This window comes from Affinirhizobium capsici (genome assembly GCF_977018625.1).
Genome location: NZ_CDRNXD010000008.1, coordinates 230,199 through 253,481 on the forward strand (window position 1 = coordinate 230,199; position 23,283 = coordinate 253,481).

The following is a 23,283-nucleotide window of genomic DNA, read 5'->3' on the forward strand; positions in this document are numbered from 1 at the left end:
GTTTTCCTCCCATTGCGTTGCACGACTACCCCTCCTCCGATGGCGTCCCGCCACCGGCATACCTCGCTACACGAAGCGGAAAACGCCAATGGCGTAGACAACCGAGAGTGCGAGAGCCCACCACAGGTTTGGCCCCACGAGACCAAGCCATGCGATATTGATGAATGCGCTGCCCAGCAGCGAAATGAACAGTCGGTCTCCACGCGTCGTGTTCATGCGCAGAATGCCGTAGCGCGGATTGCCGCCGGGCGAGAAATATTCCCATACTCCCATCCCGATCAGTAGAGCCACAATCGTGACGAAGAAGGTGGCTGTTTCCCAGGTCCAGGCCATCCAGCTGAGGTCGATCATGTTTAGCCCCTCCCCCTTTAGACCCGCCCGAGGGCAAAGCCCTTGGCGATGTGATTGCGTACGAACCAGATGACGAGAGCGCCAGGAATGATCGTCAAAACACCAGCCGCAGCCAACACGCCATAATCGAATCCAGCAGCAGAGGATGTGCGCGTCATGGCAGCCGCAATTGGCTTTGCATCCGTCGTTGTCAAAGTGCGGGCAATCAGGAGCTCGACCCAGGAGAACATGAAGCAGAAGAAGGCCGTGACACCCACGCCGGAAGCAATAAGCGGCATGAAGATTTTGCCGAAGAAGCGCGGGAAGGAATAGCCGTCGATATAGGCGGTTTCATCAATCTCTTTCGGCACGCCCGACATAAAGCCTTCCAAGATCCAGACAGCCAGCGGCACGTTGAACAGGCAGTGGGCAATGGCAACTGCAATATGCGTATCGATGAGTGCAAAGGCAGAATAAAGCTGAAAGAAAGGGAGAATGAACACAGCAGGCGGTGCCATGCGGTTAGTCAGCAACCAGAAGAAAAGATGCTTGTCGCCCAGAAAGCGGTAGCGCGAAAAAGCATAGGCAGCGGGCAGAGCTACCACGATGCAGATTACCGTATTCATCACCACATAGGTCATGGAGTTGAAATAGGTCTGGTACCAGGATGGATCGGTAAAGATCACCATGTAGTTTCGCAGCGTCGGCTGCTGCGGCCAGAGGCTAAGCCCGCTTAAAATCTCGTTGGTGGTTTTGAACGAGAGGTTCACCAGCCAATAGATCGGTATCAACAGGAAGAGCACGTAGAACGTCGGAATGATCCACCGGAACGAGCGCTGGCTTTTCCGCGTATGAATGCTATGCGCCTTCACCATCGCATCGACCGGATAAGCTGTGCCTGTCTGGGTTTCGGTTGTCATGGGAAACTCCTTAAGCACGGTCTTCATCTGGCTGTGTGGTGACGGTGTAGAACAGCCACGAAACCAGAAGGACAATCAGGAAGTAGATGATGGACATTGCCGAGGCCGGGCCGAGGTCGAATTGCCCGACAGCCATCTTGACGAGGTCGATAGAGAGGAAAGTCGTCACGCTACCAGGGCCACCGCCGGTGACAACGAAAGGCTCGGTGTAGATCATGAAGCTATCCATGAAGCGCAACAGAATGGCGATCTGCAAGACACGATTGAGTTTGGGCAGTTGGATGAAGCGGAAAACGCTCCACCGCGAGGCACCATCAATTTTCGCCGCCTGATAATAAGCATCAGGGATCGACATCAGGCCGGCATAGCAAAGCAGCACCACGAGGCTCGTCCAGTGCCAGATATCCATGATAACGATGGTGAACCAGGCATCCAGCGTATCGCGGCCGTAATTATAGTCGAAGCCAAGCCAGGTGATGATGTAGCCGAACAGGCCGACATCGGTTCGGGCAAACAGCTGCCAGATCGTGCCGACCACATTCCATGGAATGAGCAGTGGCAAGGACATCAAGACGAGGCAGATCGGCACGCCAATGCCGCGCTTTGGCATATTGAGAGCAATCACGATGCCGAGCGGGATCTCTATCGCCAGCACAATGGCTGAAAACAGCAGGTTTCGCGCCATTGATTCCCAGAACCGATCTGATGACAGCACCTGCTCGAACCATTCGGTTCCAGCCCAGAAGAATTCATTATTGCCGAACGTATCCTGAACCGAATAGTTGACCACGGTCATGAGCGGAATGACCGCAGAAAAAGCCACGAGCAGCAGCACTGGCAGCACGAGAAACCAGGCTTTGTTGTTCCAGGTTTTTTCCATGGTCAGGCTCCCAGTTCCACGCGCCAGGAATTGGCGTAGAGGTTGATGCCGCCGGGTTCGAACTGCACATGGGGCGAGGCTGGCATTGGTTCACCTTCCCCGGCAAGGGCTGCGATCTCACGTCCTTCCAGGACAGCACGCACGATGCGATGGCGCCCCACATCCTCAACTTTGCGGATCTGAACGGGAATGCCCGTCTCGCAAATGCGGGTATATTCAGGCCTTACGCCAAGATCAGTCTGGCCACCCGGTAGCTGTTGTGCGGCTCCTGGCAGGGTAATTTCGTGCGATCCTATATGCGCGGTGTTGCCAGTCACTTGAACGGGCAGAAGGTTCATGCCCGGAGAGCCAATAAAATAGCCAACAAATGTGTGCATGGGGCGCTCGAACAGCTCTGCTGGCGTACCGATCTGCACTACCTGCCCCTCATACATAACGACAACCTGGTCGGCAAAGGTCAGAGCTTCGGTCTGGTCATGGGTGACATAGATCATGGTGTAACCGAACCGCCGGTGCAGCTTTTTCAACTGCGAGCGAAGCTCCCACTTCATCTGCGGATCGATAACTGTCAAAGGCTCATCGAACAGGATGGCGTTTACATCGGCGCGTACCAGCCCGCGTCCCAGCGAGATTTTCTGTTTCTGGTCGGCGGTCAGACGCCTTGCCTTTCGATGCGCCCGCTCTGACAAGCCGATCATTTCCAGCGTTTCGCGAACCTTGCTATCGATAGTGGAACGGTCGACACCGCGATTTCGCAAGGGAAAGGCAAGGTTGTCGTAAACGCTCATCGTGTCGTAGACGACGGGAAACTGGAACACTTGCGCGATGTTGCGGTCCTGAGTTGACAGATGCGTCACGTCGCGCCCGCCAAACAACAAACGCCCATGCGACGGCTGCAAAAGGCCAGAAATAATGTTCAAAAGGGTTGTCTTGCCGCATCCGGAAGGACCGAGCAAAGCGTAGGCTCCTCCATCGCGAAATGCGTGATTGATTTCGCGAAGGGCGAAATCCTGAGGCTTTTGCGGGTTAGGGCGGTAGGCGTGGCGAATGTGATCGAAGCTGATTTCTGCCATGTCCTGTCTCCCTCAGGCAGCCCGTGCGGACCGGTGTTCGACGGCATGCCCGTCAGCATCGAAGATCAGCAGATGCTTCAACTCGAAGCCGATGCGGATGATCTGTTCAGGATCGTATTCGCGCACACCCGCTGCCAAAATGACCCAGTTGGCATCAGCAAATGCGACATGAATAAAGCTTTCCGAGCCGGTGATTTCGGTCACGGCCACCTGTGCATCTAACGGGATGAAAGAAGGGCCCTGTGGCTCGACCGCAAGATGGTGGGCCTGCAGCGCAATCGTGTAGCGACCGTCCGGCAAATGATTGAGCGTCGGAGAAACCGGGACGCTTAGAAGCGCACCATGGATAAAGCGGTCCCCTGTCTTTTCCACGTCAAGAGTATTAAGCGGCGGATCGGCAAATGTTTGGGCGCTCATCAGGTTGACCGGATGACGAAATACATCGAGCGTTTTGCCAAACTGGGCAACCTGCCCTTCATGCATGACCGCCGTATTGCCACCGAGCAACAGAGCCTCCTGCGGCTCTGTGGTTGCATAAACAAAAATTGCGCCTGTTTCGGCAAAAATCTTGGGAAGCTCTTCGCGCAGTTCCTCACGCAGCTTGTAGTCAAGGTTCGCCAGAGGTTCATCCAGTAAAACCAGGCTTGCCCGCTTTACCATCGCACGTGCCAGCGCCGTTCTCTGCTGCTGACCACCAGACAAGCTGAGCGGTGTGCGATCCAGATAAGGCGTGAGGCGCATCAATTCGGCAGCCCGTTTTACATCCCGATCAACGGTGGCCTTATCAACGCCCTTCACGCGAAGTGGCGACGCGATATTTTCGTAGACGGTCAACGATGGGTAATTGATGAATTGCTGATAAACCATCGCCACGTTGCGGCGCTGCACCGGAACACCTGTCACATCCTTGCCATCCATGCGGATGGCTCCTGATGTTGGCGCGTCGAGCCCTGCCATCAGGCGCATCAGCGAGGTTTTGCCTGCCAGTGTTGGCCCCAGCAAAACATTCAACGAACCCGGTTCGAGCGTGAGCGAAACATCAACGATGTGTTGTGCCGCGCCCACGGACTTCGAAACATTCCGTAGTTCAAGCATGCCATCCTCCTCCCAAAGGTGCCGGCACGGCCGGCGGCAAGCGATTCTGGCCCTCCCATCCAGAAGGGCCAGAACCCTACGTTAAAGATTTGGAGAAATCTTCCAATCCCTTAATTTATAAACTGTGCCTGGACGGGGGCGGATATCCCCACCCTCTTTCAAGCGACGCTTGAAACTGTGAATTGGTGTCGCAAGATCATTGATCCGAAACTCCACCACTGATGGCCCGTCATGTGCAAAGGCGCGATCAAGTGCGGCATCAATTTCGTCTGGTGTTTCAACTGCTACTCCCAAAAGACCGAGACCAGCACTCGCGGCTGCAAAGCTTGGCCGCGCACTCTGTGTTTCAAGCATGGCGGATTGGACATTGCCGAAATACAATTGTTGCCAAAGCTGTATCCAGCCCAAGCGACCGTTGTTAAGCACGATGTTGACCACCCTTTGGTTCTGCTGAAGCTGCGTGGCCAACTCACCAATAGTGTAGGAAAAGGCTCCATCCCCGGAGACTGTAACGATGCGAGCTTGCGGGCGCGTAGCCGCCGCGCCGATGGCGCCGGGAATCGAATAACCGAGGCCGCCCTGGCCGCGTGCATACAGGAATTGCCGTCCGGGCTTGCGGGCCGGGATATAGCCGCCAATCCAGCCTGCCGCAAAACTGGCATCCGAAACGACAATGTCGTCTTCATCGAGGCGTGCAGCGACTGCGGCCATAATGCGAGGTGGTGAAAGCGGAATTTCTTCCGATTCAATTTCTGCTCGCTTGGCCCTCTCGCCCTGCTCTTTTATTTCAGCAATCCGCGTTTTCCAATCTGCATTGTGACTAGCACGAAGGCCGTCTTTCAGAAGTTTCACCGTTTCGCGTATGTCTCCATAAAGCGAGATCGTTGGACGGAAGGTTCTTCCATGTTCCAACGGGTCGGCATCAATGACGATCGTTGCCTGTTCCGGCAGAGGAAGCGTCCAGTTCATTGCTGTGTTCTGGCTGGCCTTGGAGCCACACCAGATGACCAGATCGGCTTCCTTGATAAGTTCGATGGCCGCCCAGGAACCGAGAGGGTTGAGAATGCCAGCTGCATAATCTCGTGTTTCCGGAACCGAGCCCTTGCCGGAAAGCGAGGTGACAACAAGGCCGTTCAATTGATCTGCAAAGGCGGTCACATCCATTGCCGCATCCGACCCATGTACGCCGCCGCCGCAGACAAGGGCTGGCCGTTTGGCTTTTGCGATCAGGTCGAGCGCGGCTGAGACATCAGAAGCCAAAGGGACAGATCGCAGATAGGGAATATGAATGGAACGCTCATCCACCACAGGCTTCAGCACGCTTTCATCCCATTCAGCATCAAAAATATCATGCGGAATGATGATGGCTACAGGGCCGGGTCGCGGTGCCACGGCTGTGCGAAACGCAGTGCGCACGATTTCCGGCAGAGCGCTGACCGATGGCACCAGCCAGGCATTCTTGGAAATGGATTGAAAGAATTTGAGCTGGTCAAACCCTTGGCTGGCAATGCCCTTCTCCTTCAACGTCAACCAATCGAGCGGTAGTTCCCCGATAATGCCCACCATTGGAATAGAAGCATTGAGCGCTTCAAGGAAACCGGCGGATAGAAGGTTGGCGCCTGGACCGACCGTAACGTCGCATACGCCCGGCTTGCCGGTCAGCCGTGCATAGGCATCCGCCGCATAGGCTGCATTGCGTTCGTCACGCATTAACACGTGACGAATGCGGTCTGTTCGCCGCGAGATGCCATCATGGAGGGCTGTCGTCTGCCCGCCAGGCATGCCGAATACCAGCTCAACACCGTATTGTGCCAGCATTTCAGATAAGAGATCGCCAATATGCGCCATTGTTCTAGTCCCATCATATCCAGGAAAATCGTAGGTCTCTTCGGCCTTCAGTGTAGCGAGGCCAGATTTTCGACCACCGATCTGTAGGCAGTCAGTTTGCGGGCCATGGCCCTGTTGCGCTCCAACCGGGGCTCGTATTGCCGGGAAACCCTCACCATACGCCGCGCCGCCTCTCCAAGGTCCGGGTAATGGCCGAGGGCCACCGCCGCGCAGATGGCGCCTGCCTTGGCACCGAATTCACTGCCATCGGCAACTTCCACACGCATGTCCAGCGCATCCGCGAACATCTGGCACCAGTGCGCGGATTTCGATGCCCCGCCTGCCATGCGGGCAATCGTTGGGCGTCTATTGGCCTCTGGCGGCAGCAGACGGTCGATATCCGTTTTGTGCGCGAAGACTACTCCTTCGAAGGCCGCTCTAAGCACATCCCCCAGCGTGTGGCGGGCGCAAAGGCCAAGAATGCCACCCGGAACATGCGATGGGCCCCCATACAGAAATGGTAGGAAGAGAATTTCATTATCCCGATCCAGCGCCTCCGCTACCAGTCGGTTGCCGACATCATAGATAGATGAACCCATGGCCTTTGCCCTTGCACCCTCTGCTTCCAGGAGAGTTGAGAAGATCCATTCCACATTGCTGGCAGACGTGGCCGCACCTTCCGTCGCGATGAAGCGATTGCCAATCGGAAAGGCGGATTGGATGAATGGCTGTGGGCTGACCAGCGGCTCATCAGTAATGATGGAATTGATGCTGAACGTGCCAGCAACCACGGAGATGAAATTGGGATCGGTTACACCGGAAGCTAGGGCCGACCCCGTGACATCCACCACGCCACGAATGACGGGCGTCCCTGCAAGCAGGCCGGTAGCTTGCGCTGCGTGCTCTGTCACATAACCGGCAACATCAACCGAAGGCCCGACATCCGGCAGTTTTTCCAGCCAGCGAGAAACACCACCGACACGGAACGCCTCTTGCGAATAGCGATTGTTGACGAGATCGAATATCCCGGCAATCCCACCGTCTGTCGGGTCTGTGGAGACCTTTCCGGTCAGCCTTGCCCGAATGAAATCTTTGCAGAAGACAAGCTTCCAGGTGCGATGAAAGAGATCCGGCTCGTTTTCATCAAACCAACGCAGAAGCGGAATCGCATGGGTTGCGAACATACGCGCCCCGATCAACCGGTCGATCTCGTCAACGATACCAGAGGGGCGCATTGCGTCGATCATATCGAGGGTGCGCGTATCAGTGGAAACAAGGCCAGCTCTGACAGGCTTCAGATCACGATCAATGAAGTAGGCTCCTGCGCCGTAACCGGATGGCGTGACGCCGATGATGTCTTCCGGCTTGGTGTCGGTGATCTCCAGGAGATCTCGTATCGCGCTACAGGCTGCGGACCACATGGCGTCCGGATCGCGTTCTGTCCAGCCGGGTCGCGGGAACTGCATTTTGTTCGGACTGCTTCGGCAGGCCAGCTCATTTCCATCCAGGTCGAACAGTGCCGCTTTGGTCATAGTTCCACCGGCGTCGATGCCGATCAGGCGCTCACGCATGGTCTTCTCCTCCCAATGTCCGGGATGGCTCCTCTCCGCCCCGGCAACCCCTCAGTCGACGAAATTCTTCTTGTCTCATCCCTTGCTAGCTGCAAGGTTGTTATAATAAGTTGAGGCTAGGCGAGTTGATCTAGGCTGTCAATACGTCTCGCATCACTTGTTAAGGGAGGCTCAAACAAGGGATGCTTCATCATCACGCGAGGGAGGAATTGCATGAGGACGCGGGCGCAAGCGCTGGATGCATTGGAGCATGGAGAAAGCGGCGACATCCTGATAATTGGCGGCGGCATCAACGGTGTCGGAGTTTTTCGCGATCTTGCTGCACAAGGCATTGGTGCCACTTTGGTTGAGATGGGAGATTTTTGTAGCGGGACCTCCGCCGCGCCATCCCGCCTCATTCATGGCGGTTTGCGTTATCTGGAACAGGGTGAGTTCAAGCTGGTGCGAGAATCCGTCGAGGAACGGGATAGGCTGCTTAAAAACGCGCGCCATCAGGTCCACCCTATTCGCGTCTGGGTGCCTGCTCTATCCTGGACCGGTGGCACGGTACAGGCGGCGCTGCGCTTCCTGCGCCTCATGAAAGATCCCGGCCCCAAAGGCGCTTTGATACTAAAACTTGGCCTGTCTATCTTTGATAGCTTCAGCATGCGCGATCGGTCCATGCCACGGCATCGGCTCGTCAAGAAAGCGCCCGCTTCTGCAAAGGTGCGAGGCTTGGCAGACGATATCAAAATCGTGGCGGAGTATTTCGATGCCCGCATCGACAGCCCCGAAAGGTTGACATTGGAACTGGTTGAGGATGCGGAGAATGCTTGCACCGAAAGTCTTGCAATCCCGTACCTAAAACTCATCGGTTTTGAGAAGGAAACTGCTCTCCTCGAAGATGTTCTGACGGGCCGGATTCTACGGAAGCGTTGCCGTTTTGTCGTCAATTGCGCTGGCGCCTGGATCGACAATGTCGATGAAAACCTTGGAATAAACGAGGGTTTGGTAGGAGGCACCCGCGGTTCGCATCTTGTCTTGAAGCGATCTGATCTGGCTGCGGATCTGGATGACGTGATGCTTTATTTCGAAACGCCCGATTTCCGCGCCTGCCTGATTTACCGGCTTGATGCAGACCATGTACTGCTGGGAACAACTGATATTCGCACGGAAGATGCCGGCGACAAGGAGACCTCGGAAGCTGAAATCGATTATCTGTTCGACGTGATCCAGACAGTCTTACCGAAAGCCAACCCCAAACGGAGTGACATCGCTTTCGCTTATTCAGGCGTTAGGCCCCTGCCCCGCCAGTCCGGGGGCGCTGCAGGGTCGATCAGTCGCGATCATAGTTTCCGCGTCTTTGAGCCCACGGATAGCCGCCACTTCCCTGTCCTCACGCTGGTTGGTGGCAAGTGGACCACATATCGGGCCTGCGCCGAACAAATCGTTGATCTTGCCTTGCCCCGATTGGGCAGTCGGCGAAAAGCTTCAACAGCGCATTTGCCAATCGGTGGGGGTAAAGGGTTTCCCAAAAGTGACGCCGAATATCATACTCTGAAAACGGACGTGATGGCGGCAAGCGGTTTAACCGCTGAAAGAGCCGACCAACTCATCAAGCGCTACGGCACCCGTTCGCGCTTCATTGCGCCAAAGCTTGGAGCGGAAACAGTGCTGCAAGCGGCTCCTTGCTATTCGCGGGAGGAAATTCTATGGATCGCGCAAAACGAGCGCGTCACTCGTCTCGACGACCTTATTCTTCGGCGAACACTGATGGCTTTTGAGGGTTTGGCCAGCAACGCCTGCCTTTCAGAAGTGGCGGGCATCCTGGCTGATGAACTTGAATGGTCGGCGGAGCGGCTTCAGGCCGAGGTGAATGCAACGCGCGTCCTGATGAAGAATCGACACCGCTCCCCGCATTTCTGAGGGAGTGGAGACAAGGGAGGCGCACGTGGGCGATCACCTGCTGAATGATGCAATCATTCACGACCGTGCTCTGAAAGTGCCCCTCTGGTTGCAGCTCAAGAGCACTATTGCGGACATGATCGTCAAGGGCGGCATGGGCGCAGATGATAAGTTACCCAGTGAAACCGAGCTATGTAAGCAGTTTGGTGTTTCTCGCATCGTCGTGCGCCAGGCGATGAGCGGGCTCGTCGCTGAGGGTTTGGTCTATCGCCAGCAAGGACGTGGCGCATTCGTCGCTCCACAAACCGAAGATAGTGATTTCGTAGGTCGTATTATCGGCTTTTCCGGCGATATCGAGCTTAGAAATCATACCGTCAGCCGTTCAATCCTGAGCGCCGACATTCGGGAGCCCGATGCCAAGGCCGCAAAGGCGCTTGGGCTTGTGGACGGTGAAAAGGTGGTTTTCCTCAGGCGTACCATGAGTGTGGATGGCGTGCCGCGCATTTTGGTGGAAAGCTCACTGGTTGAAGGCTATGTGCCAGGACTTCTGGACCATCCTTTGGAAAATCGATCGCTTTATGCGATGCTGCTCGAAAACTACGGCATACAATTTGAAGGTGCAGAGCGCTGGATTGAGGCTGCCAGCGCGACCAAGGATGAGGCGGAACACCTGAAAATCAAAAAGGGAACCGCGCTCATCAAGATCGAATCCCGCTCCTATGATCGTCGTGGACGGCAGGTTGAGTTCTTCTCCGCACTTTATCGTACCGATAGCGCCCGTCTTCATTTTACAATCAAACCAGATCAAAGCAGGTGACGCTCCCGCGTGCCGACGAGGGGCGGATGATAGAAGCTCCAAACAGAAGCAGGTTGCCTAGCAATCCCCGAAATGACATCAAGTTATGATCGACATGTCTGTCTTATCCGTGGAGTTGCGGCACTGTCCTGGTCTCTATTTGAAGTTCGCAAACTCGGGCCCGCCTTGGCTTTGGCCACGGGCGCTATGTATGCGACCAGTGCCAGTTCGCAGCCGAGCGATAATCTGGATGAAGGCAATATCTACATCGTGACCCTGGGCGCATCGACCGAATTTGGGCCCTCCTATCCAGGGGCCTCGCGCCACTCTTTTTCAGTCATGCCGGATTTCGATTGGCGACGCATGGGAGAAGCGGAAGAGCTATCCGCACCGGACGATAACCTTGACCTTAGCCTGTTGGACTGGGGCCAATTGTCTGCTGGTCCCGTCATCGGCTTTCGAGACAGCCGAGACGAGAAGGATATGTCTGTGCTGAAAGGTTTGAAGAAGATCAGGCCCGATGCGGATGCAGGAATTTTTGCCCGATATTGGATCGTTCCTGACGAATGGCGCGTGCGCACCGAGGTTCGCAAAGCTGTGTTCAACGGGAGCGGATTGCAAGTTGATATGGGAAGCGACTACTTTGTGAAAGCAGGCGAGCGATGGATCTTCACCGCTGGTCCTCGCGCCTCTTTTGCCAGTAAGCCTCATATGAAAACCTACTTTGGCGTATCAGCTGAGGAAGCTCAGGAAAACGGAAAAGTTGAGCCGTTCGATCCTTCCGGTGGTCTTCAATCCGCTGGTATATCGGTTTCTGCCAGCTACAGCTTGGATGATGCCTGGACGCTTCAGGCCTATGGCCGCTATGATCGCCTCCTGGGCGATGCCCGTCGCAGCCCCATCAGCCGTGATATCGGAAGCGCGGATCAGTGGACATTGGGCTTTGGCATAACCAAAGCCTTCACGGTGAATTTCTGATCTGCGTCAAATCCGGTTTGCTGCTATCTGCCGTGGCAATGCAAACAATGCCAGATAGAATGAGCGCAGAGCCAAGGATCTGCAGTGGCGTCATCGTCTCCCCAAACCACATCCAAGCGCTGGTGATGATGAGGATATAGCTGACAGCGGACAACGGGAAAGCGCGGCTCAGATCTGATTCCGCAAGCACGGTCATCCAGATCAGGAAACAAACCGCCTCAGCAATGACGGCAGCAAGGAACCAAGGCTGGATCATCACCTGCCAGGCCCAGCTGGATGGCGTTTCCGTGGCCGCTTGAGCAGCACCCAGCTTGAGGAATACCTGTTGCAGAACGTTCAAGACCGGAATGGCGGCCCAGCTCAAGTGTTTCAACCTCATGCTCCCGCACCAGCATCATCCGTTGCGAAATACGGAGCCAACCATTTGAGGACACGCTGCAAAGCGGGATTTGTGTGTTTGAAATACATTGAGTTCTGCGTCAGCTGGCTGCCGAGACGTACCTTGTTCTGGTAGTAGGCCTGACCGCTTTGATAGCGCGAAAATCCATGTTCGAGACAATAGGCGATGTTAGTGAACCAGCTGAGATAATAGAGGTTGAATTCACGACCTCGCGCAGCATCCATACAGAAGAACTTGTCGATCATTGTGCTGCCGTCATGAACCATGAGATTTGCGGCCAAAAGCTCCTCTTCGACAAAATAAAGTGTGCAAAACGAATGGTCTGGCATATTCTGAAGAACACCTTCAAAATAGGCTGAAGTCAGTTCTTCGAACTGCCAATCACTCCGTTCGCGAGTGGCGCGATAAAGCTGCATAATGCGCGGCAGATGATGGCCGACATCTGTGCGATACTCGATACGAACGATATCTTTTGCTTTTAGTTTGCGCCGCATATCCTTGCGGGTTGCCGATGAGAGACGCGCCATATACTCGTCGATACTCTGGAAGTCGATGTCCATCCATGCGGTTGGCATGCCACCCAGATCTGCATAGCCGTGAGCAGCGACCGCGCTCTGGCATCTGTTTTCGAGCGGTTGCGGAATATCCTTCATTGCATGCAACACACAGCCTCGCTGCTGTGCATAGGTTTCGAACGTCGCCAGCAAGCAATTGAAGATGCGGATGCGCTCATCATCCGAAACATCAGGATGGCAGCCGAACCTTCCTGTCTCCGTGCAGGGTGAACCGAGGCACGCTAGCGGAAATGTCAGAAATCCAGGCCACATGGTTCGGATGTTTTCGATCCATCGTTTGACTTTGCCTGTCTCCAGCGTTGTTTCCAGCGCGTATTGTGAGAGGAAGGCAGGCATGGCCCCGACCAACCGTCCGTCGCTGTGAACGAGTATGTAGCACCACTGGAACCCGGTGATCCCGGCTTGCTCTACGGTCAAGAGATAATCGTAACGCTCTGCCTCATCCGGAAAACATTGATCCCATTCGAGGCGGTCTATTTCGGCCAAGGATGTCACCACACGGCCGGAGAGGTCTCTATTGGGGCGGGGACCGGATGCAAAAACAGTCCGGCGACGTTCGAGGGCTTGGCTAGGCATCGTAGGTCTCGAAAAAATCTGCAGTAAGATCGGCGACGTGCCGATGCTGACGATCCATGTGGATCATGTGGTAAGAGTCTTTCAGCCAGTGCAACTGGTTAACCCCGCCCAGATGATCGGCGATATAGCGCGCATTGCTCGGGCTGCTCACGTCGTCTTCTTCGGAATGGATGATCACTGTAGGGGTATGAAGGTCAGCCAGCCTCTGTTTCAGCACTTCTCCCATTCTGCCCATTTCCACCAGACCGCGACCCGGAAAACTGTCCAGCATTCCCTGGCTGCCCATCGTCGCAACCAGACGCCGGATGCGCTCATCCTTGATTCCTAGGGACTCGGTTTCGCGAAAGCTCAAACGATCAAGAAACGGTATTTTCGCAAGCCAGCGGATTTGTCGCGACATGAATGCGTAATAAGGTCGGATATTCCAGCCATCATAATGAAAGCAGGGGGAATACAAGGCCGATGCGCGGATCAGAAGCGGCTGTCTTCCGGCTGCGAGAAGGCCAAGTTGGCCACCTGCGCAAATGCCTGCGGTGAACACGCCGTCGGTTCTCTCAGCCAAATCGGATGCTGCCTCCTCAACGCTTTCGAGCCAGTCCTGCCAACGCGAACGCCGCAGTGCCGCAGCATTCTGTCCATGGCCGGCCAGCAAAGGCGCATAGACAGAATAACCACGTTTGGTGAACTGTCGCGCTACGAGGCGCATTTCAGCGGGAGCCCCGGTCAAGCCGTGGATCAGCAGTACGCCTCGACCATTTCTGCCTTCTTCATAAAATGAGAGTGGATTGATTTTCATGGCCATTCACATCCAGTAGCGGTCATAGTCCGGTCATCCCCACGCACACCACGCCAGCACAAACCAGCGCGATGCCGAGAGCATGACGTAGATTGATCGTTTCTTTGAAGATGACGACACCTGCGAGAGCAATGGCGACATAACTCGATGCCATCAGGGGAAATGCAAGTGAAAGCGGTGCGCTTTCAAGGACACAACTCCACGCCAAGAGTTCGACGAACCAGAAGAGAATGCCGACAGCTGTGACGGGATTGAGAAAAACTACCAAACCGTCATGGCAACGGGCGGACTGCTTGAAACAAACCTCTCTGGCCGTCTCGGTCGCCACGCAAAAGCCAATGAGGGCCACAGTGGTGAAGTTTAGTACCGGCATCATTGCATATACTCCGCCAGTACATTCAACAGGGCATGATTGGCAGCGCTGTTGATATTGCGCGTGGAGTGCTGGTCCGGTGCCTTCAGCGGCTGATCCAGCAGAATTTCCCCGCGCTTAAGCATCCGGGTGATAATGGAGCCACTGTAATCCGGGCGCGAATAATCCCCGGTAACATCAGCGCCGATAATCCGGTGCCGCTTCCCGATCTCGCTTATCAACTCCAGAACATAGGGCAACTGCATCACGCCCTGATCCCAATTGGTGAGCGCATCAGACGGTGCTAAGGCATCCTTGTCGATGGTGATGTAAACACTGCGTGTTTCGATCGTATCGAGCAGGCGCTCGATGAAATTCTGCTCGCCAATATCTGAAATGCATCTCCAGTGCAGGGCATCCTGTTTTTGCACAAAGCTTGCGCCTGAACCGTATTGTTGTTTCACGCGACTTGGTGCGTGCGAATAGGGAAATAACTGTAATCGGTCGTTTCTCAGTAGATCGAGATTTGCGCCCTTTCTTTCGGGCGAGCACAGATCACTGCTGCAGACCCCAAGCGTCACCACCCTCGCGACCTTGGCGTGCGCCAAAGCCTTGTTGACCCAGGAGCCGCAATGTATGCCGCTAGAAAAGCTCACCCAATCCGGATGATTGTCTATGTGCACGACAGTCACCGGGCCTTCATGCTCGTCCGTAACAAGCGATAGCAGCAGCGCAGTAACATGGTGGAAATCGCCAGAACCCATGAAGGTCAGTCGCGACTTTCCCTGCAGCGGTTTTCGGCTGCTGTTGATATTTGCGTAAAGCTCGCTGAGGGCTTGTTGTTTCGCCCAAAGCCGTACCGCACGACCACTCCGTTTTTGATCGAGTTCGTGCGCTCCGGCAAGCATGCAGGAGCGCACGAACTCTGACTGCAACTCCAACGCATCATCGAGATGGAGCAGAAGGAGTTGCATGGGCCTATCTCCGCTCGGCGCGGGTCAGAAGCTCATCCAGGAGCCTCAGAGCGAGATCGATTTCCGGGTAGGAGATCATCAGGTTTGGAGCAAGCGTGATGACATTCTTGTGGTAGCCCCCCACATCGAGCACGAGCCCGTAGGTCTTGCCGTCCACGATCATGCCACCCTTCATCCCCTCGTCCGACATCCAGTCGAGCGTTGCCTTGTCGGGGGTAAATCCGTCCGGTCCGCAGATTTCCATGCGTAGCGCAAGACCAAGGCCATCGACGTCACCGACGATGGGATGGCGCTTTTGCAGCTCCTTCAGACCGTCAAGGAAGCGGGCGCCCTTGTCCATGACGCTTGCACCAAAGTCCGTTTCGCTGACCATGTTGAGCGTTTCGAGAGCAACTGCGGTACCCATCGGGTTTGAGGCGAATGTGGAATGGGTGGAACCGGGCGGGAAAATGGTCGGGTTGATCATCTCCTCGCGTGCCCAGATGCCGGACAATGGGTTCAAGCCGTTGGTAATCGCCTTGCCGAAGACCAGAACATCCGGTGAGACCCCGAAATGCTCGATCGACCAGAGTTTGCCTGTTCGATAGACACCCATCTGGATCTCATCGACCACAAGCAGGATGCCATGGTCATCCAGTATCTTCTTCAAGCCGGTGAAGAAATTCATGGGCGGGATGACATAGCCGCCGGTCCCCTGAATTGGCTCGATGTAAAAGGCGGCATATTCCGATTTACCGGCTTTCGGGTCCCAGACACCGTTATATTCGCTTTCGAACAGGCGAGCGAACTTCTGGACGCAGTATTCGCCGTATTCTTCCTTCGACATGCCTTTGGGGCCGCGGAAGTGGTAGGGAAACTCGATGAACTGTGCGCGCTCGCCGAAGTGACCGTAGCGGCGGCGATAGCGATAGCTGGAGGTGATGGAGGTCGCGCCAAGGGTTCGGCCATGATAGCCACCCTCGAATGCGAACATCAGGCTCTTGCCGCCGGTGTAGTTGCGGACAAGCTTCAACGAATCTTCGATGGCCTGCGACCCGCCGACGTTGAAGTGAACGCGCCCCTTGTGGCCGAACTTCTTTTCCGCATCACGAGCGATCAGGGCGGCCAGTTCCACCTTCTCGCGGTGAAGATATTGCGATGCGACCTGCGGAAGCCGATCCAGTTGCCGGTGGGCTGCGCGGTTCAGGCGCTCATTGCGATAGCCGAAATTAACGGCGGAGTACCACATCTGCAGGTCGAGAAAGGCAGTGCCCGTTCTGTCATGCAGGAAGGAGCCTTCGCATGCTTCAAAGAACTTCGGATAATCTGTGTAGTGAACCGTATCGCCGTGCGAGCAATAGGTGTTTTCCAACGCTCGAAGCTCGTCTTCGCTAAAAGCAGCGGGAGCTTCGGCAAGTTTCAAAGTGGCAGACATAGGCATCCTATTAGTCAGGCAGTCGTGGACCGGAAGCGCTGTTGGGTAAGCACTGGGTTATTCAGGGTGAGGCTGCGAAGGGTCGTGACCACATCATGAAAGGTTCCATAGGGAACGTAAGGGATGCGGTTTTCCTCGCAGTAGGTGATGAGCTTGGCTTTTGCGAAAACGAGCTGCGCCTCGTGAGAGACGCAAAAATCACTGCGACCATCGCCCACATAAATGTGGGACCCGTTTGCTTGCTCGATGATCCGGCACTTGCACACGCCGGAGCGCGGGCCGCAATGGTCGCTGCTAAACGGGAAGGTCAGGTCGAAGCGGTCACGACCGCCTTCGTGAGTGCGGATAAAACGATTTGCGATGATCTCGACTTCCGACACACCGTGATTGGCAAGGATGCGGCGTATGAAATAATCCACGCCATCGCTGACGATCACAATGGGGATATCGTGCTTCCGGCAGAAACGCTGAAACTCTAAGAAACTTTCATCGATCTCCAGCGAGTCGAGAAAGGTGTCCAAGGCTGCCTGAGATGTGCTTAGAAGATTGACCTGCGCTTTCATACACTGGCGCGCACTTATCAGTCCTTGTTCCCAACGCTCTTCGGCGTCATGCCAAGCAGGAAGTGCGAACTGTTCGAACACGGCATCGCTGACATCCCGTTTCGAGATGGTGCCGTCAAAATCGCAAAAAGCTTTCATCACGCTTCTTCCTTCAGTCTGTTGCAGAAGGTTTAGCGGGCGAAGCTGATTGTCGGATTAGGCGAAAATGATGCGAAACTGAATTGTGAAAAATAATGCGAGAATGCGAAGCCTATAATCCGGTCACACCCATATGGACCGGCTCACTGCTTGAGTGATGAGGGACCGTCAGTTCTATTTTGAGGCCCTTCCCCCACGGGGCATCGTCAAGCTCGATGCGCAGACCGAGCCGCTGGGCAATTCCGGCCACAATAGCTAATCCCAATCCACTTCCGGCCTGATCCCGCGACAGCCTGTGGAACGGCCGGAACACATCATCGCGATGCTCCCGTGCGATACCTGGTCCGCTATCGCAAAGGATTATGCGCCAATCGTAATACGGCCCCTGTTCAAGTCTTAGCGCCAGTTGCCCTGCGTGAGGCGAATATTTGACCGCATTTTCCAAGAGATTGTCGAACAACAGGCGCAATAACACGCTGTCGGAATAGACATTGGCCTCGTCAGGAAGCTCAATCTCAAGCTCGATCTGCTTCTGTGTCAACTGGTGACCGAGATCTGCAAGAGCGGACGCAAGCACATCTGCGATATTCACATCAGCAAGGCAAAGACGCTGATGACTGACACGCGCGAGATTGAGCATCTGTTCAATCAGATGCATGGAGCGGGCGTTGCTGGCAAAGAGGTCAGTGATCAACGCCTGGCGTTCCTCCTCAGTCTCTGCTTTTTCAAGAAGTTGCAGGAGAAGTTTCGTTCCTGCCTGCGGCGTCCGCAATTGATGGGCGGCCAGGTCAGAAAAGCGTCGTTCCAGTGTGAGCGATACGGAAAGCTTTTCCGCAAAGCGGTTGAACGAGACAGCAAGCGGCACGAGATCACGTGGGAGCCCTTGCACTTCCACGGGCGAAAGATCATCGGGATTTCTCAACCTGATTTCGCCGATAAGTTGGCGAATGCGCCTGAGACCACTGTTGATGACGAGCCAGACGAGTACAGCAATGGCGGGAATGAGAACAGCGAGCGGCAGGACGAGATTAAGAAGGATGTTCTCGACCAGATTTGCCCGTAATGCTTCTTTCTCCGCGACTTCAATCACAATATCGCTGTCGGCTACGGCAAGAGTATAAACCCTCCAGCGCTCTTTCCCATCAAGCCGATCGGTAAAGCCCGCCGGGAAAATACCGACATCTTTCGAAAACGCGTTGCTGCTGACAAAGGCGAGCTCCCTCCCCTTCCACACCCGGAAGGAATGGGCATCCGCATAATCATCTGCATCTTCGTTCAGCGCCAGTTGGTTTTCCATGTTGAAATCAAGATCGGGAACCTGAACGGTCGGACGGTTATGAGGCTTTTCCAGTGGATGCCGAAGCAGGACCCAAAGCGTATTGGCATCATTGATCAGCTCTGCGTCGTAAATATTGTTGATTTCCCGCGTAGCGCTGCGGTGGGCCAACAGGCCGATAATGATGATCACAATCATTAAGGTTGGAAGAATACGAAAGAAAAGCCGTTGGCTGAGGGTCATGTTCATCGCTCGATCATGTAACCAACGCCGCGAATGGACTTGATGAAATCCGTGCCGAGCTTTTTACGCAAATTGTAAACCGCAACCTCGATTGTGTTGCTCTCGATCGTGCTGTTGAGGTCATACAAGGCGTATTCGATATCGCTTTTCGTGACATATCGACCGCAACGCTCCATCAGCACGCGCAACAAATGGAATTCCTTTGCCGGAATATGAAGCTGAATGCCTTTGTGTCGGACAACCATTGCAGCTGGATCGACTTCCACCTCGCCCGATTTCAGTATGGTCTGCGTGCGTCCCTCGCGTCGACGCAGCAAAGCCCTCACACGGGCAAGCAGTTCGTCAAGGTCAAAGGGTTTAACCAGATAATCGTCCGCGCCGCCATCCAATCCCTCTACCCTGCTCTTCACGCTATCGAGGGCTGTCAGCATCAGAACCGGAAGGGAATTGCCGCTTGTTCTGAGTACTTGCAGCACTTCAATGCCGCTGATCCCTGGCAAATTGACATCCAGTATGAGCCCGTCATAGCTGTTGCTTCGGGCAGCTTCCAGCCCCTGTTCTCCATCCTTGAACCAATCGACGCCGTAGCTGTGCTTGTCGAAAGCACGCTTCAAGGAGGAGCCGAGGATGTGGTCATCTTCTATCAGGAGCAGTCTCAAAATCGAACTCCGATACGAGCGGGTAAAGGACAAAACATGGGATTGAGTTCGGATGGATCTTCCTCATTTGTGCCCTTTCCATGGCTGATTTTCAAAACGCAGAAAGGGCGGCACTTTGGCCGCCCTTGCAAGATACTGTCAAAAGTCCGGGTGGTTTATGCCGGCCGTTCCTCACCTGCGTTCGGACGCCAGGTGATCAGCTTCTTCTCGGCCACATCAAGGATCAAGTCGATGATGAGAACAAAGACGGCAAGGATGATGATGCCAGCGAAGACACCAACTGCATCGAAGTTGCCTTCCGAGCGGGCGATCAGATAGCCGAGGCCTGCTGATGCACCAAGATACTCGCCAATGATAGCGCCGACGACTGCGAAACCGACCGAGGTGCGAAGAGAGGACAAAATCCAGCTTGCCGCTGCCGGGAAATAAACATGGCGAAGGAGATCTGAGCGCTTGGCACCAAGGATACGGGTGTTGGACAGAACCACCGGATTGACTTCGCGAACGCCCTGCATCGCATTGAAGAATGTGACGAAGAAGACGAGCGTAACGGCAAGTGCTACTTTCGACCAGAGACCGAGACCCAACCAAAGAACGAAGATCGGAGCCAAGACGACGCGGGGAATGGCGTTAACAGCTTTGATGAAGGGATCGAGCACCTTTGCAACGGTCGGGCTCAGACCAAGCCAGACGCCTGCGCCAACACCAAGACCGGTGCCAATGAGGTAGCCGAGAACCGTTTCGCTCAGCGTAATGCCGACATGCTTATAAAAGCCCGCATCACCAACCCAATCCACCACCTGTTTGACGATGTCGAACGGTGCGGGGAAGAAGAAGCGGTCGATTGCACCGGTTGAAACACCGAGTTGCCAGCCACCGAGGATGACCACCAGCAGCACGACCTGAATGAGGCGAATATTAACGGCTTGCATAGCTCTTCTCCACTTCGCCGCGCAGGGACGCCCAGATATCGCGGTACAGGGTCATGAATTTCGGATCGAGTTTAATTTCCGCCACGTTACGAGGACGCTCGAGATCAACAGGGAAGCTTTCGATAACGCGGCTTTTAGGTCCGGCGGCTAGAACCACGACGCGGTCACCTAGAGCAATCGCCTCTTCCAGATCGTGCGTGATCATGACTACGGCGCGTCGATCCTCTTGCCATAAGCGCAGAAGCTCGTTCTGCATCAAGTGCCGAGTATGAATGTCGAGCGCTGAGAACGGCTCGTCCATCAGGATGACCTTTGGCTCGGTAATGAGGGCCTGGGCCATCTGCACGCGCTTGCGCTGGCCGCCGGAGAGCATATGCGGGAAGCGGTTCTCAAAACCTTTGAGACCCACCTTTTCCAGCCAAGCCAGAACTTTCACGCGCCTTTCTGCTTCGGGAACGCCCCGGAACATGAGCCCAAGCTCGACATTCTGATAGGCTGTCTTCCAAGGCAGAAGGGCATCCTGCTGGAAGAGATAGCCAATATTGTTCTGAACGCCGTCAACAGGTGATCCATCAATGGAGACGGAGCCCTTGGCTGGCTTCAACAAGCCAGCAATAGCGTTCAAGATCGTGGATTTGCCACATCCGGTCGGCCCGACGATGGAGAGAAACTCTCCATCGCCCACCTTGAGGTTCACGTCTTGAACCGCAACAAAGGAGCCGAAAGCCATGGTTACGTTGTCGATGGCGACCATCGAATTGGTTTCTGCTTGTGCCACGGGCGTTAACTTTCTCACAGTCGAAGACATGGGATCGGCCCTTAGTTCGCGCTCTTCGAAGCTGCGGCTTCGACGAACTTGTTGGTGTAGGTGGTGTTCAGATCAATCGTCGCCTTGGCAACCGCCTCGTTGAAGCTCTTCAGGACTGCCAGCGGCGTTTCCAGATCCTTGGGTTCGAACTTCCCATCTTCGGAGAAGATCGCCTTTGCGGCTTCAACAGCCTTGATGTAGGTCTGCTTGTCGCCAGAGACGAAATCGTCGGGAAGTTTGTCAACGATCTCTTCAGCAGAATGGTCCTTCATCCAGTGAAGTGCGCGCACCGTAGCATTGGTCACTTTCTGGATCACTTGAGGATTGGCATCGATGTAATCCTTCGTCGCGTAAAGCACGGAGGTTGGATAGATGCCGCCGTAGACGTCCTTTGCACCCTGGTCAGAACGTGCGTCGATCAGGATCTTGCCCAGGCCACGCTCCACTACAATGGTCGCTGCCGGATCGTAGTTCACCAGCAGATCGATCTTGCCCTGCTGAAGTGCTGCGACAGCAGCCGCGCCGGAGCCGACACCGATAATGGAGATGTCATTATCCGACAAATTGTGCTGCTTCAGGTAGTAGCGAATGAAGAAGTCTGAAGATGAGCCCGGAGATGTGATGCCAACCTTCTTGCCTTTGATGGTCTCAGGCTTTGCGGGATCGAAATCAGTATCGTTCTTTCCTGCAAGTACAAGACCTGAATTGCGCGCCATCATGACGAAGCCCACAACGTGCTTGTTCTGGGATTGCATCTGGATCGTGTGGTCATAAAAGCCAACCGCGACATCCGTAGAGCCGGCCACAAGCGCTTGCAGAACCTTGGAGCCGCCTTGCGCGAAGTTTTCAGTCGTTACATCCAGACCTTCATCCTTGTAATAGCCAAGGCTCGCTGCCACAGGGAAAGGCAGGTTGTTGAGATTGTAAGATCCGACGCTCATTCTGACGGATTCAGCATTTGCAGTTGCTGCGAAGGCGCAAAGCGCCGCAGTTGCCAGCAAGAATTTACGCATGGGTCTCCTCCCGATTTTACTCTCTTGTTTTGCCATTATGGCGCTGTTCATGCCGCGTTATCTATCGCTGCGATGGGTTTGGCGAAGGCGTAACCTTCGAAGAGGCGGCGTGCCGTTCTCACGAGACCAGCAGTGATGGTGCCGTTTCGCATCTCAAGTTGAACATCCAGGCGACCGGCCGGATGCTCGATCTGAATTTGCGCTGGTACAGTTGGTCTGCCTGCCTGCTCAAAGGCAACCGTGCCAGGCGTCACAGCCGCTGTAGCAATGCCTACGGCTCCGGTTGTGGCCAACGCGGGATGACAATCGTTGGGCATGAAATAACGAACTGAAAGCGTGCCGCCCTTGCGAGCAGGAGCGATGAGAACCGGCTTGGGAATGACCATATCATTGACGTCGCCCATTCCCATAAGCTTTCCGGCCTCAACACGTATGCGGGACAGATGTTGGATGAGGTCACGATTATCGCTCAAAGCCTGCGGGTCTTCATAACCTGTTAGCCCCAAATCGCTAGCACGCATGAGCACCATGGGCATGGCGCAGTCAATTGCGGTCACTTCGATGCCGTCGATGACATCTGCTGGTTTTCCGGTCGGCAAAAGCTTGCCCGTTTTGGCACCAGCCGCGTCCACAAATGTGAGCGCTATAGGAGCGGCAAGACCCGGAACGCCATCGATGGAGGCATCACCGAGATAGATAACTTCGTTACCATGCGTCGGCACCTTGGCTTCGATTATCTTGCCTGTGTTGACATTGTGGATACGAACAAGCGTGTCATCTCCAGTTGACGCTACCAGCCCCGCTTCGATGGCAAAGGGGCCGACGGCAGCCAACATGTTACCGCAGTTCGGGGAGTAATCGACGAACTGGCGGTCGGTGCGGACTTGAGCAAAAAGGTAATCGATATCGGCGCCTCTCACCTCTGATGGCCCAATGATCGCAACCTTGGACGTCACCGGGTTTCCGCCGCCAATGCCATCGATCTGTAGCGGGTGGCCAGACCCCATGATGGAGAGAAGCGCGGCGTCTCTTTCGCGTTGATTGCTGGGCAGATCACTTGCAAGGAAGAACGGACCGCGAGATGTTCCGCCGCGCATCAGCACACAGGGTATCTTCAAAAGATCGTTCATGATCGCCTCAATCTTGCATAGGATGGATCAATCCATCTTGTTGTTGCAATATGAGCAAGAGAGGCTTATTTGTTAAATGC

The 23,283-nt window shown here is 55.0% G+C and carries 23 protein-coding genes; 3 read left to right on the plus strand and 20 right to left on the minus strand.

All coding sequences use genetic code 11. From position 1 onward, the window contains the following. Positions 1–66: 66 nt before the first annotated feature. From AC0JZ1_RS21090 to AC0JZ1_RS21120, 7 genes are all read right to left on the minus strand, one after another. Positions 67–351, minus strand: a complete 285-nt coding sequence (locus AC0JZ1_RS21090) for a DUF2160 domain-containing protein (RefSeq protein ID WP_471884388.1) — start codon at positions 349–351, stop codon at positions 67–69. A gap of 17 nt (positions 352–368) precedes the next feature. Further along, entirely contained in the window at positions 369–1,205 is an 837-nt protein-coding gene (locus AC0JZ1_RS21095; protein ID WP_471884426.1) for a carbohydrate ABC transporter permease, read from the minus strand. 55 nt (positions 1,206–1,260) lie between these two features. After that, positions 1,261–2,130: a carbohydrate ABC transporter permease gene (locus AC0JZ1_RS21100; protein WP_471884389.1), complete on the minus strand. Its 870-nt coding sequence runs from the start codon at positions 2,128–2,130 to the stop codon at positions 1,261–1,263. 2 nt (positions 2,131–2,132) lie between these two features. Next, positions 2,133–3,203, minus strand: coding sequence for an ABC transporter ATP-binding protein (locus AC0JZ1_RS21105; protein WP_471884390.1), 1,071 nt, complete (start codon positions 3,201–3,203; stop codon positions 2,133–2,135). A gap of 12 nt (positions 3,204–3,215) precedes the next feature. Continuing rightward, the gene (locus tag AC0JZ1_RS21110) at positions 3,216–4,298 is read right to left on the minus strand and encodes an ABC transporter ATP-binding protein (protein WP_471884391.1); all 1,083 of its coding nucleotides are present in this window, start codon (positions 4,296–4,298) and stop codon (positions 3,216–3,218) included. A gap of 81 nt (positions 4,299–4,379) precedes the next feature. Next, complete coding sequence (locus AC0JZ1_RS21115; protein WP_471884392.1) at positions 4,380–6,146, minus strand: thiamine pyrophosphate-binding protein; 1,767 nt, start codon at positions 6,144–6,146, stop codon at positions 4,380–4,382. A gap of 47 nt (positions 6,147–6,193) precedes the next feature. After that, positions 6,194–7,696: an FGGY-family carbohydrate kinase gene (locus tag AC0JZ1_RS21120; protein WP_471884393.1), complete on the minus strand. Its 1,503-nt coding sequence runs from the start codon at positions 7,694–7,696 to the stop codon at positions 6,194–6,196. A 213-nt stretch (positions 7,697–7,909) separates the two neighbouring features. On the opposite strand from AC0JZ1_RS21120, the gene AC0JZ1_RS21125 reads away from it, so the two are divergent. From AC0JZ1_RS21125 to AC0JZ1_RS21135, 3 genes are all read left to right on the plus strand, one after another. Further along, entirely contained in the window at positions 7,910–9,601 is a 1,692-nt protein-coding gene (locus AC0JZ1_RS21125; protein ID WP_471884394.1) for a glycerol-3-phosphate dehydrogenase/oxidase, read from the plus strand. A 25-nt stretch (positions 9,602–9,626) separates the two neighbouring features. Beyond that, complete coding sequence (locus AC0JZ1_RS21130; protein WP_471884395.1) at positions 9,627–10,397, plus strand: GntR family transcriptional regulator; 771 nt, start codon at positions 9,627–9,629, stop codon at positions 10,395–10,397. A 72-nt stretch (positions 10,398–10,469) separates the two neighbouring features. Beyond that, positions 10,470–11,354 carry a MipA/OmpV family protein gene (locus tag AC0JZ1_RS21135; RefSeq protein ID WP_471884396.1) on the plus strand — a complete coding sequence of 295 codons (885 nt, stop codon included), beginning with the start codon at positions 10,470–10,472 and terminating at the stop codon, positions 11,352–11,354. Here the strand turns inward: AC0JZ1_RS21135 and AC0JZ1_RS21140 are convergent. The 13 genes from AC0JZ1_RS21140 to AC0JZ1_RS21200 form a co-directional block, all read right to left on the minus strand. Beyond that, a complete protein-coding gene (locus AC0JZ1_RS21140) occupies positions 11,338–11,733 on the minus strand; it encodes an EamA family transporter (protein ID WP_471884397.1) in 396 nt (131 codons plus the stop codon). The genes AC0JZ1_RS21135 and AC0JZ1_RS21140 overlap by 17 nt on opposite strands. Then, on the minus strand, positions 11,730–12,905 hold the full coding sequence (locus AC0JZ1_RS21145) for a peptidogalycan biosysnthesis protein (RefSeq protein WP_471884398.1): 1,176 nt from the start codon (positions 12,903–12,905) through the stop codon (positions 11,730–11,732). The genes AC0JZ1_RS21140 and AC0JZ1_RS21145 overlap by 4 nt, the downstream gene beginning before the upstream one ends. Continuing rightward, entirely contained in the window at positions 12,898–13,701 is an 804-nt protein-coding gene (locus tag AC0JZ1_RS21150) for an alpha/beta hydrolase (RefSeq protein ID WP_471884399.1), read from the minus strand. The genes AC0JZ1_RS21145 and AC0JZ1_RS21150 overlap by 8 nt, the downstream gene beginning before the upstream one ends. A 22-nt stretch (positions 13,702–13,723) precedes the next feature. Continuing rightward, positions 13,724–14,077 carry a DMT family transporter gene (locus tag AC0JZ1_RS21155; protein ID WP_471884400.1) on the minus strand — a complete coding sequence of 118 codons (354 nt, stop codon included), beginning with the start codon at positions 14,075–14,077 and terminating at the stop codon, positions 13,724–13,726. Then, entirely contained in the window at positions 14,074–15,027 is a 954-nt protein-coding gene (locus tag AC0JZ1_RS21160; RefSeq protein WP_471884401.1) for an arginase, read from the minus strand. Before AC0JZ1_RS21160 ends, AC0JZ1_RS21155 begins: the two co-directional genes overlap by 4 nt. Before the next feature lie 4 nt (positions 15,028–15,031). Continuing rightward, a complete protein-coding gene (locus AC0JZ1_RS21165) occupies positions 15,032–16,441 on the minus strand; it encodes an aspartate aminotransferase family protein (protein ID WP_471884402.1) in 1,410 nt (469 codons plus the stop codon). A 14-nt stretch (positions 16,442–16,455) separates the two neighbouring features. After that, on the minus strand, positions 16,456–17,142 hold the full coding sequence (locus tag AC0JZ1_RS21170) for an MtnX-like HAD-IB family phosphatase (protein WP_471884403.1): 687 nt from the start codon (positions 17,140–17,142) through the stop codon (positions 16,456–16,458). Positions 17,143–17,254: 112 nt separating this feature from the next. Further along, positions 17,255–18,667, minus strand: coding sequence for a sensor histidine kinase (locus tag AC0JZ1_RS21175; protein WP_471884404.1), 1,413 nt, complete (start codon positions 18,665–18,667; stop codon positions 17,255–17,257). Further along, the gene (locus AC0JZ1_RS21180; RefSeq protein WP_471884405.1) at positions 18,664–19,320 is read right to left on the minus strand and encodes a response regulator; all 657 of its coding nucleotides are present in this window, start codon (positions 19,318–19,320) and stop codon (positions 18,664–18,666) included. Before AC0JZ1_RS21180 ends, AC0JZ1_RS21175 begins: the two co-directional genes overlap by 4 nt. A 155-nt stretch (positions 19,321–19,475) precedes the next feature. Then, complete coding sequence (locus tag AC0JZ1_RS21185) at positions 19,476–20,252, minus strand: ABC transporter permease (RefSeq protein ID WP_471884406.1); 777 nt, start codon at positions 20,250–20,252, stop codon at positions 19,476–19,478. Continuing rightward, positions 20,239–21,006, minus strand: coding sequence for an ABC transporter ATP-binding protein (locus AC0JZ1_RS21190; protein ID WP_471884427.1), 768 nt, complete (start codon positions 21,004–21,006; stop codon positions 20,239–20,241). Before AC0JZ1_RS21190 ends, AC0JZ1_RS21185 begins: the two co-directional genes overlap by 14 nt. Positions 21,007–21,071: 65 nt before the next feature. Next, the gene (locus AC0JZ1_RS21195) at positions 21,072–22,073 is read right to left on the minus strand and encodes an ABC transporter substrate-binding protein (protein ID WP_471884407.1); all 1,002 of its coding nucleotides are present in this window, start codon (positions 22,071–22,073) and stop codon (positions 21,072–21,074) included. 47 nt (positions 22,074–22,120) lie between these two features. Continuing rightward, the gene (locus tag AC0JZ1_RS21200) at positions 22,121–23,203 is read right to left on the minus strand and encodes a 4-oxalomesaconate tautomerase (protein WP_471884408.1); all 1,083 of its coding nucleotides are present in this window, start codon (positions 23,201–23,203) and stop codon (positions 22,121–22,123) included. Positions 23,204–23,283: the final 80 nt, after the last annotated feature.

Bases quoted from the DNA above. Each gene is read 5' to 3' on its own strand.
- AC0JZ1_RS21090 (WP_471884388.1), bottom strand. From the start codon at position 351: ATGATCGACCTCAGCTGGATGGCCTGGACCTGGGAAACAGCCACCTTC.
- AC0JZ1_RS21095 (WP_471884426.1), bottom strand. From the start codon at position 1,205: ATGGTGAAGGCGCATAGCATTCATACGCGGAAAAGCCAGCGCTCGTTC.
- AC0JZ1_RS21100 (WP_471884389.1), bottom strand. From the start codon at position 2,130: ATGGAAAAAACCTGGAACAACAAAGCCTGGTTTCTCGTGCTGCCAGTG.
- AC0JZ1_RS21105 (WP_471884390.1), bottom strand. From the start codon at position 3,203: ATGGCAGAAATCAGCTTCGATCACATTCGCCACGCCTACCGCCCTAAC.
- AC0JZ1_RS21110 (WP_471884391.1), bottom strand. From the start codon at position 4,298: ATGCTTGAACTACGGAATGTTTCGAAGTCCGTGGGCGCGGCACAACAC.
- AC0JZ1_RS21115 (WP_471884392.1), bottom strand. From the start codon at position 6,146: ATGGCGCATATTGGCGATCTCTTATCTGAAATGCTGGCACAATACGGT.
- AC0JZ1_RS21120 (WP_471884393.1), bottom strand. From the start codon at position 7,696: ATGCGTGAGCGCCTGATCGGCATCGACGCCGGTGGAACTATGACCAAA.
- AC0JZ1_RS21125 (WP_471884394.1), top strand. From the start codon at position 7,910: ATGAGGACGCGGGCGCAAGCGCTGGATGCATTGGAGCATGGAGAAAGC.
- AC0JZ1_RS21135 (WP_471884396.1), top strand. From the start codon at position 10,470: ATGACATCAAGTTATGATCGACATGTCTGTCTTATCCGTGGAGTTGCG.
- AC0JZ1_RS21140 (WP_471884397.1), bottom strand. From the start codon at position 11,733: ATGAGGTTGAAACACTTGAGCTGGGCCGCCATTCCGGTCTTGAACGTT.
- AC0JZ1_RS21145 (WP_471884398.1), bottom strand. From the start codon at position 12,905: ATGCCTAGCCAAGCCCTCGAACGTCGCCGGACTGTTTTTGCATCCGGT.
- AC0JZ1_RS21150 (WP_471884399.1), bottom strand. From the start codon at position 13,701: ATGAAAATCAATCCACTCTCATTTTATGAAGAAGGCAGAAATGGTCGA.
- AC0JZ1_RS21155 (WP_471884400.1), bottom strand. From the start codon at position 14,077: ATGATGCCGGTACTAAACTTCACCACTGTGGCCCTCATTGGCTTTTGC.
- AC0JZ1_RS21160 (WP_471884401.1), bottom strand. From the start codon at position 15,027: ATGCAACTCCTTCTGCTCCATCTCGATGATGCGTTGGAGTTGCAGTCA.
- AC0JZ1_RS21165 (WP_471884402.1), bottom strand. From the start codon at position 16,441: ATGTCTGCCACTTTGAAACTTGCCGAAGCTCCCGCTGCTTTTAGCGAA.
- AC0JZ1_RS21170 (WP_471884403.1), bottom strand. From the start codon at position 17,142: ATGAAAGCTTTTTGCGATTTTGACGGCACCATCTCGAAACGGGATGTC.
- AC0JZ1_RS21175 (WP_471884404.1), bottom strand. From the start codon at position 18,667: ATGAACATGACCCTCAGCCAACGGCTTTTCTTTCGTATTCTTCCAACC.
- AC0JZ1_RS21185 (WP_471884406.1), bottom strand. From the start codon at position 20,252: ATGCAAGCCGTTAATATTCGCCTCATTCAGGTCGTGCTGCTGGTGGTC.
- AC0JZ1_RS21190 (WP_471884427.1), bottom strand. From the start codon at position 21,006: ATGGTCGCCATCGACAACGTAACCATGGCTTTCGGCTCCTTTGTTGCG.
- AC0JZ1_RS21195 (WP_471884407.1), bottom strand. From the start codon at position 22,073: ATGCGTAAATTCTTGCTGGCAACTGCGGCGCTTTGCGCCTTCGCAGCA.
- AC0JZ1_RS21200 (WP_471884408.1), bottom strand. From the start codon at position 23,203: ATGAACGATCTTTTGAAGATACCCTGTGTGCTGATGCGCGGCGGAACA.